At 55.4% G+C, this 8392-nt stretch carries 11 protein-coding genes and 1 pseudogene; 9 read left to right on the forward strand and 3 right to left on the reverse strand.

What is annotated here, in order from left to right:
- A complete protein-coding gene (locus HMPREF0372_RS13410) occupies window positions 1-417 on the forward strand; it encodes a MaoC family dehydratase (protein WP_007493459.1) in 417 nt (138 codons plus the stop codon).
- A 222-nt stretch (window positions 418-639) separates the two neighbouring features.
- On the opposite strand, the gene HMPREF0372_RS13415 is transcribed toward HMPREF0372_RS13410, so the two are convergent.
- On the reverse strand, window positions 640-1608 hold the full coding sequence (locus tag HMPREF0372_RS13415) for a DUF6076 domain-containing protein (RefSeq protein ID WP_007493461.1): 969 nt from the start codon (window positions 1606-1608) through the stop codon (window positions 640-642).
- Window positions 1609-1843: 235 nt separating this feature from the next.
- Here HMPREF0372_RS13415 and HMPREF0372_RS20775 point away from each other — a divergent pair.
- The 8 genes and pseudogenes from HMPREF0372_RS20775 to HMPREF0372_RS13440 form a co-directional block, all read left to right on the forward strand.
- Window positions 1844-2023, forward strand: a pseudogene (locus HMPREF0372_RS20775) (helix-turn-helix domain-containing protein); the annotation flags it as partial.
- A 3-nt stretch (window positions 2024-2026) separates the two neighbouring features.
- Window positions 2027-2242, forward strand: a complete 216-nt coding sequence (locus tag HMPREF0372_RS20780; RefSeq protein WP_230979304.1) for a hypothetical protein — start codon at window positions 2027-2029, stop codon at window positions 2240-2242.
- 25 nt (window positions 2243-2267) lie between these two features.
- Window positions 2268-2489: a helix-turn-helix transcriptional regulator gene (locus HMPREF0372_RS13425; protein ID WP_007493465.1), complete on the forward strand. Its 222-nt coding sequence runs from the start codon at window positions 2268-2270 to the stop codon at window positions 2487-2489.
- A 421-nt stretch (window positions 2490-2910) separates the two neighbouring features.
- A complete protein-coding gene (locus HMPREF0372_RS13430; protein WP_039997552.1) occupies window positions 2911-3252 on the forward strand; it encodes a plasmid mobilization protein in 342 nt (113 codons plus the stop codon).
- Entirely contained in the window at window positions 3239-3949 is a 711-nt protein-coding gene (locus HMPREF0372_RS18795) for a relaxase/mobilization nuclease domain-containing protein (RefSeq protein ID WP_007493469.1), read from the forward strand. The genes HMPREF0372_RS13430 and HMPREF0372_RS18795 overlap by 14 nt, the downstream gene beginning before the upstream one ends.
- Window positions 3950-3990: 41 nt before the next feature.
- Window positions 3991-4512 carry a hypothetical protein gene (locus HMPREF0372_RS18800; protein WP_007493471.1) on the forward strand — a complete coding sequence of 174 codons (522 nt, stop codon included), beginning with the start codon at window positions 3991-3993 and terminating at the stop codon, window positions 4510-4512.
- Window positions 4509-4688, forward strand: a complete 180-nt coding sequence (locus HMPREF0372_RS18805) for a hypothetical protein (RefSeq protein ID WP_007493472.1) — start codon at window positions 4509-4511, stop codon at window positions 4686-4688. The genes HMPREF0372_RS18800 and HMPREF0372_RS18805 overlap by 4 nt, the downstream gene beginning before the upstream one ends.
- A 345-nt stretch (window positions 4689-5033) precedes the next feature.
- Window positions 5034-6185, forward strand: a complete 1152-nt coding sequence (locus tag HMPREF0372_RS13440; RefSeq protein WP_007493473.1) for a tyrosine-type recombinase/integrase — start codon at window positions 5034-5036, stop codon at window positions 6183-6185.
- 772 nt (window positions 6186-6957) lie between these two features.
- Here HMPREF0372_RS13440 and dinD read toward each other — a convergent pair.
- Together dinD and HMPREF0372_RS13450 are read right to left on the reverse strand one after the other, a co-directional pair.
- Window positions 6958-7791, reverse strand: a complete 834-nt coding sequence (gene dinD, locus HMPREF0372_RS13445) for a DNA damage-inducible protein D (RefSeq protein WP_007493479.1) — start codon at window positions 7789-7791, stop codon at window positions 6958-6960.
- Window positions 7792-7845: 54 nt separating this feature from the next.
- Window positions 7846-8055 carry a hypothetical protein gene (locus HMPREF0372_RS13450; protein WP_039997554.1) on the reverse strand — a complete coding sequence of 70 codons (210 nt, stop codon included), beginning with the start codon at window positions 8053-8055 and terminating at the stop codon, window positions 7846-7848.
- Between the last annotated feature and the right edge of the window lie 337 nt (window positions 8056-8392).

Here is an 8392-nt window from a genome sequence, read left to right on the forward strand (position 1 = left end):
ATGAGCTACTCTGTGGATCAGCTCCAGGCCGGCCAGACGGCCTCCTTTTCCAAGACCATCACCGAGCACGACGTCTACACCTTTGCCGGTGTCACCGGAGATCTCAACCCCGCCCACATTAATGAGCCTTTCGCCCGGCAAACCCAGTTCCACGGGCGAATTGCCCATGGGATGCTGTCGGCCGGGCTGATCTCCGCTGTCATCGGAATGCATCTGCCGGGGCCGGGGACTATCTACCTGGGCCAGGAACTCTCCTTCCGCTCCCCCGTCCGCATTGGGGATACCATCACCGCCACCGTCACCGTCCGTTCCCTGAATCCGGAGCGCAACCGGGCAGAACTGGACACCGTCTGTACCAACCAGGACGGGGTGCAGGTGGTTACTGGCACAGCAAAAGTCATGCCTCCCAAGGTATAACGGTTCTCTCCCCTATTTCTCCACAAAAGGCCAGCGCGGATGGAGCAATTGCTTCATCCGTGCTGGTTACTATTTATCCATCTCATGGAATATTGCAGAACACTTTGCAACTGTAAACTTCCTTTGGGACGATGCAAAGTATGGCTATGCGCAACCCCTGTGCCGCCTAGAATCAATACAGCCTGGGTTGACCGTTTGGGTCGGCCCAGGCTCCCTTGTTTCTCACGACAGCTTCAGCCACACCTGGAACTCCTCCAGGGTAAGTTCCCCTCGCTCACAGGCGTCCTTCTTCTCCCGGGCCTTGGCGCTCCACTCGTAGAACACCGCCGGGTCGATCCGCTTGGCCTTGATCCAGGCAAAGCGCTTTTTATACTCTCTGCGGTAAATCTTGAAGACCTCGTCCTCGCTCTTGTTTTTGTTCCATAGGGCGATGGCGCCAATCTCCTTGCAGGTACGGCCCTTGCTGTCCCGGGTCACCTCGCAGTACTCGGCATTCGTCCTTCCGGTAATGGCAAACCAATGGCCGCAGTTCTTGCACACCCACATTTTAATCTCCCGCTTGATGCACTCCCGCACACTGAAGTCAATGAGGTCATAGATGCTCCTGGGGCGCAGAACCTCCACAAAGCCCTGGCCCTCCGCCCGCTCAAAATCCATGAGCTGGGGGCGGAAGTGGAACACCTTCAGCGGTTCCCGCTCCTCCCGGGCGTAGTAGTCCGCCAGCTTCTGCTCCAAAGAACCCTTACGCGCGTCCGTGTCCAGCGCCTTCTGAATCAGGCCCAGCACCTGGGTCTGTATGGCGTGTATGTTGCTGGGGATGTGGGTGATCTCCTTGTGGGGCAGCAGGTCAAGGATATTCTCGTAGTTCCGCCTCCGGGCTTCCCGGAGCCGCGCCCGCCAGTCCAGGCGAAGCAGCTGGAAATAAATGTGGCTCTCCGCCAGCTCGTCCAGCAGCGGAAGAAGCTGCCGGGCACATTTCTCCTCCCTGGTGCGGTACAATTCCATGAGCAGTTTGTCAAACTGTTTAATCTGCCCGTCATAGGCCCAGATGTCCAGATACAATAAGCGCAGCAGGCTTTCCGGAAACGGAAAGTCTTTTTTTGTGAGCTGTGCCCGGCTATCCCCCATCTCTCCATAGAGAAAATGTTCTCTGCCGTCGGCAAGATAAGTCTTGAATACATAGTCTGGCATGGTAGGTCACCTTGGATAGACTAATCGTTATATATAATCATCAATTAGACTCGACGATGGATACAAAGTTTGTTATGCTATGCTTAGTCTAATTAAGATAATTTTATTTAATGAGTCTACATCTCGCGCAAGAAAAAGTCAACCATGAGTTTGCCGTACGGTCGGCGGCAAAGAGAAGTCTCCACGACAGTTGCGGCGGAGTGACTGCTCCGCCGGGAAAGGGAACAGGTGAACATTGCGTTTCCAGGGATGGAACAACCAACAGAAACTCTCACATTTCTTTTCGCTCCCTAATGAAATCTTTCTGCTGGGACTGGCGCATGGAGAGCTGGCAGTCTACTGTTATCTGAAGTATCTGGAGAATCGGAAGACCCATCAGTGCTGGCCCAGCTACCGGAACATCGGGAAAGCGGTAGGCATGAGTGAGAACACCGTGCGCAAATATGTAGCAATGCTGGAGGAACACGGGCTTATCACCACGGCGTATACCATCATGTGTGCAAGAGACGGGCGGCCCATGAACGGACATCTGATGTATACCATCTGTCCGTTCCACGAGGTGGTCGACACGCACTACCGCACTCAGATGGAAATCTGGAACTGCAGAACCAGCGGATGCACGTGGCGGAGCTGACATTGCGGAACGGAGGGATGGAGCAGTGATAGCATCTGAGTACAGGAGCTATCGCGAGCTGCCGCTGTTCCTCAATGCGAAGATGGTGGCACAGGTGCTGGGTGTGTCCCCATCCAGCGGATACGAGTTGATGCACGAGCCAGGCTTCCCGGTACTGAAAGTAGGCAGCCGGATGGTCGTGCCAAAGGAGCAGTTCATCCGCTGGGTTCAGGAGCACACCGGAGATGGCTCCTGTGCCTCGCTGTAAGCCCTGTGTGCCTCGATGAGGGGAGGGGCAGGGCCCTTCCCCGAGGTTTTGAGAGCCGGGTTCGGCCCAGTTTCGGAGGCCCTTCGGGGACGAGGGGCGAAGCAGGATAACCCCAAATTCCACATCTCCCCGCAGTGCGGAGAGCGCCTGTGCCGTTGGTACTTGCACGGCCGGGGGAGCGGATTTACCCACCCTCGGGTGGGGCAAGCAGAGCATTTGGCTTGCCGCAAGCGGCCGCCAAACGCATTTTGCGGGCAGAAGCCCGCACCCACTTTCCCGTCGGGGGCCACCCCACGGGGCCAATTGATAACAATCTGATAACAGCGGCCGGTTACACTGGCTATCCACGAAAAGATCTGGTATGGTGTGCTTCCCAGCGATGGGGACACGCCATACCAGATCTTTTACGGAGGTGAAATTCATGGCGGAGAGGATAAGAAGCCAGGTGGTTGCCTTCCGAGTGACCAAAGCAGAACGGCGGCAGATCGAAGGGAAGATACGCAGATCCGGCCTGAGCCAGCAGGCGTATCTGCTCCGGGCCGCACTGGAGGAACCCATCTATGTGGTGGGTGAGCTCAAGCCCATCCTGGTGGAGCTGCGGGGCTGGGGCCGGAACCTGAACCAGCTGACGGTGCTGGCCCACACCGGCCGGGTGCAGACGGTGTACCTGCGGGAATGCATGGAGGTATTGGGCAAGACCTACGAGGCGGTAAACCGGCTGCTGACAGAGAAAGGCGGGGTGATCTCCCATGGCGACGTGTAGCTTTATCAAGGAGAGTAAGCAGACCGTCGGCGCCATGGGCCGGGTGCTCCGTTACGTCTCCCAGGAGAAAAAGACGGTGGATCCAGATGGGCGGGAGTATCTCTCCGGCATCAACTGCGGGGCAGAGGTGGCTCAGCAGAGCTTCATGGCCACCAAGAATCTGTACAGCAAGGCCAGCGGCACGTTCTTCTACCACTATGTCCAGTCCTTCTCTCCGCAGGAAAACGTGACTCCGGCACAAGCCCACCAGATCGCCCTGGAGCTGGCGGAGCGGTTCTTCCCCGGTTGCGAGGTGCTGGTGGCCACCCATGTGGATGCGGAACACCCCCACTCCCACTTCGTGGTCAACTCCGTCCACCCGGACACAGGGAAGAAGCTCCACTTTACGCCTAGGACGCTGGAGCAGATGCGGGCGGCCAGCGACCAGCTCTGCCTGGAGCACGGCCTGTCCACCCTCAAACCGTATCAGCAGAACCGGCGCACTAAGGGGCTACGGCACCGGGGAGTATCGGGACGCGGTGCGGGGAGAGAGCTGGAAGTTCCAGCTCATCACCACCGTGGAGGCGGTCATGGAGCGTGCCGGCAGCCGGGAGGAGTTCATCCGGGAAATGGAGCGGCGGGGTTACCGGGTGCGCTGGGAGGACGCCCGGAAGTGTATCACCTACACCACCCCCACCGGGATGAAGTGCCGGGATGACCGGCTACACGAGGAAAAATTCAGAAAGGAGAAGATGGAGCATGAATTCCGAATCCGGCAGCATACAGCACAACAGTGCGCTGGACATGCTGAAGCAGAGGCAGAGGATGTCCGCCGGGCCGCCCACCTTGATAGACCAGCAACCCCACGTCCTCTACACCATGTCTCCCCAGACTGTGGAGCGGCTGGAGGATGTCCTGCGGAAAACCCTGGCGCTCCAAGAGACTATCCGGGCAGACATGGAGCCGCTGGCCACCAAGGAAAGCCTGGAGCCACTGGCTACTTCACAGCAGCTGTCAGGATGGTTGAGCCAGACCAACCGTCTTCATCAGAGGTTCCGTCTATCTCTGCAAGAGACAGTCTCGGAAATGAAAGAACAACAGGAACAGGATGGGAATCGGCGCGAAGAATTTATAAGGCAGCTCTCCGAGCAGGCCAAGCAATTCCGAGGGGATGGCTACGAGCTGATGCGTACCTTCCGGAAATGGGCGGCCCGCACCATCCTGAGTTCCGCAGCGGCAGCCCTGGTGATCAGCATTCTGATTTGCCGGCTGCTGACGTGACCGAAGATGTCCTCCGTCTGCTGGCCAGGCTGGAGGGCCGTACCGAGGAGGAGATGATGGACGCCACTATGAGGCGCCGGTATGGCGACCGGAAGACCCTGGCCAGGGAGCAGAGAAAGAAGATTGCTATGGGCCATAAGGCCGACGACCACGAGCTGGGACGGCAGATGGGCTGATAAAAGCCCCAGTCTCCGCACTAAAATTCGATGTGGAGACTGGCTTCTTTAGGAGCCGCCCACTCAAATCCTGCGCCGCATAAACAAAGAGAGGGAGTGCAGACCTTTAGAAGGAAGCCTGCCTCTGTGGGCGCACCCCCTATCTACTCCTGGAGACAGGCCAGGTGGCCGCAGAAAGGCCCCTGTGAGCGCCGTATCGCCCCTGTGTGCCGTTTTTAGGCGTGGGAAGAGTAAACGCAAATTGGAGGGTGTTACTGACCAAAATATTTAAGTGCAAATGATAACAGTTTGATAACTCTGGCCGCTTGGTATGGCTATCCACGAGAAGGTAAGGAGGCGATTACCATGGCAAAGAAACGGGCCAACGGGGAAGGGAACATCCGCAAGCGCAAGGACGGCCGCTGGGAGGGGCGCTATACCGCCGGCTATGATTCCAATACCGGCAAGCGAGTCATCCGGAATGTGTTAGGCAAAACCCAGGTGGAGGTCAAGGAAAAGCTCAAGGCGGCACTGGAGGAGGTCAAGGGTATCGATGTAGCCCGCTCTGAGGACTACACCGTGGCCACCTGGCTGCGGACCTGGTATGAGCTCTACGCCAAGCCCAACGTCCGCACCGCGACAGCCAATCGCTACGAGCTGATCATCGAAAGCTACACCATCCCCCGTATCGGGAACGTCAAGTTGAAGGAACTGACCACCCGGCACCTACAGAAGCTCTACAAAGAGTTATTGGAGGGCGGCAGAATACACATCACAAAGAACCAGGACAAGGGACTCAGCACTACCACCGTGCGCAGCGTCCACCTGATGCTCCACTGTGCCCTGGATCGGGCAGTAAAGGAGCGGCTGATCCCCCGAAACCCCAGCGAGGACTGTATTGTGCCCAAGCCCCGGAAACTGGACATGAAGATCCTGCCGCCGGAGCACATCCACGCCTACCTGGAGGCCGCCCAAGCGCGAGGGCTCATGCCCATGTTCTATCTGGAATTGGCCAGCGGCCTACGGAAGGGGGAACTGGTAGCCCTGCGGTGGGTGGATGTAGACACCCAAGGCAGAACCATCTCGGTGAGCAGGCAGTACGTTCGCAACCCAGAGGATTCCCTGGAACTGACCCGGCCCAAGACGGAGAACTCTGTCCGGCTGGTGTCCATCCCCCAAGCGGCAGTGGAGCTGCTGATTCAGGAGCACGAGAAGCACCCGGACAGCCCGTATCTGTTCCCCTCTCCCCTCACCAGCGAGATGTACCACCCGGACTCGGTAGTCAACCTACATAAGAAGATCCTGAAGGACGCCGGACTGGAGCATATCAGGTTCCATGATCTCCGTCACACCTTCGCCACCACAGCCCTCCAGAACGGCGTGGACGTCAAAACCGTGTCCTCCATGCCGGGGCACTACGATGCCGGGTTCACCCTGCGCACCTACACCCACGCCACGCGGCAGAAGCAGGACGAGGCCGCCCAGACTATGGGCAGCGTCCTGGGACAGGTTATATAACCGTTTGAGTAGCCGCAAAAACCGGACGGGAAGACAGATCTTCCCGTCCGGTGCTCTTTTGTCCTTTCCGGCCGTTTCGGCGTGTGTGTCACGGTGTGGGTCAGGATTTTTGACCCGCACCGTAAAACAACTTTTTGCAACAAAAAACCCCCAAAAACCAAGGTTTTCGGGGGTTTTTGGAGCTGCTATCCGGATTTGAACCGGAGACCTCATCCTTACCAATTCAAGAAAGGTTGTTTTCTCCTATCGCCGCTTATTGTATCTTATTGCCCAGATCCATTATGGCACAACGGGTAGGCCCGCTCGGTTGTTGTGTCTTGTTGTGTGCTCTTGATAACTTTTTTATCCTGTTTTTTGATGCCCGTATGGGTTTTGTATGGGTTTCTTGTCGAACCCATACCGCCCGACCTCATCCCTTCATTTGCACTTTTTGCTTGCAGGCTGTCAAAATCTGTGATATTCTGTCTATGGCGCTGCACAAGTCGGCGGGCGGTTAGTCACACAACCCCGAAAGGGGGTGACGCCATGCGGATCACATTACATATCGGGCGGTTCACCGTTACGATTATTGTGAAAAGCAGAAACCGCCACCGGGCAGGGTGACGGTTTCCTTGAAATCGCTCTACTGACTTCGGGCTAACCGCTTGCCGCAGCGCCCTTTCTATCTGTATTATAGGCCACCACGGCCACCATGTCAAGCCCTGGGCGCTATGCCTGGGGCTTTTCTGCGCACCCGCCGCCTCCGGTATTCGCCGCACCAGGGGCAGGCTCCCTATTTATCTAACTTTTTCTTTTCTTGTTCTCTCTGAATCTGCTTGATACTCTTTCTTGGTGTCGGTAAATCTTCCGGCATAGTTCCGCCCAGTTCTTTAATTGTTTGACGAACCTTTTTCCCAACGGCTTCATGTACGTCTCCGGCGCTCTTTTTCCCTTTCACTTTGTCTCTACGGAGTTTTTCGTCGGTCTGAGTAGCACGGAAGAGATTTGCCGCTAATTCAGTGCTTCCCATGTGGTCAAGGATTTTCTGGCTTTTCTTCAGGCCCTTTCGTTTATGAATTTCCCGCATCCCTAAACCACCATATAAGCCCTGGTAAGCGCGATTTTGAAAAATGGCATAATCGTAAGGATCTGTTATCCCTGCCATTTGTGCAGCTTCTGCAAGTGACTTATTGTGCTCTGCCATCTCCCGGCGAATGGCAAGTCTCTTTTGATCTTCTGATAATTGGTCGTAGTCTTCAATCAATTCTTGCTGTCTAGTTTTTACTGCGAAATATGTCTGCCCGACTGCAATAATGTCCTTGCTGGGATCTCCATTCATGACAATCAAGTAACATGCGTACCTGGTGAGAGCATAATCATTGACTGCCCGCTTGGCGTGTTTTCCAATATCTATCATATTGGTGGTTTCACCAAAATGATCTGAAACCTTATTCCCGCTATTTTGGCACGCCTCCATCGCCTTAAACATAGCATTTTGGAAATTTCTCCAGTCTGAATACTGCAATACGCGGGCCAGTTCTCGAGCAAACCAAAACTCTTGTCCATACTCGTTAATATGTTTAATTTGCTCAAACGTCTCTTGTCCGTAATTTATTAAATCCGGCATATTATCATCCCTTCATTTTACCTTTCCACTCACTGGCACAACTGGGGCGACTTTTCATGTTGGCTCATTGTCTGACCACTCGTCCCCTTCCCCAATGCAGTCCAAGACATATTCCTTCAAGACTGTGTTAGAGGTTTTCCCCTGTGCTTCACAATAGGCCTTAAATGCTGCGGCCTGTGCTTTCTTCACTCTGCACCCAAGAGTGGACATATTGGCGCTATCCCATTTAGCATTACTGGCTTTCTTCTTTTCCGATACCGCCATGCGTTTTCCTCCTTCCCGGGGAGCCCCCAAAATTGGGGGCTCCTCCTCCATCATGCCTGTATTATACCGCAATGTCAACACGATTGACAGTGCCAATATTAACAATATTAACAGTGCTATTTTGGTCATTCCGTGCATTGAAAGGCACTGTTAATAGTGCTACAATTCATAATGTCAGGAGGGAACAAAACCGGCGAAGGTGGATACCAAGACCACCACATAAGAGCGGGACGGGATATGGTAAGTCACCCCCGGGAGGGTGCACATAAAGCCCACCGCCGCCGGAGCGGCCCTAATAAATACAGGAGGTCAATACCATGAGTACTACCGAACTGGA

The sequence above is a fragment of the Flavonifractor plautii ATCC 29863 genome, assembly GCF_000239295.1.
In the GTDB taxonomy this organism is placed as follows: domain Bacteria; phylum Bacillota; class Clostridia; order Oscillospirales; family Oscillospiraceae; genus Flavonifractor; species Flavonifractor plautii.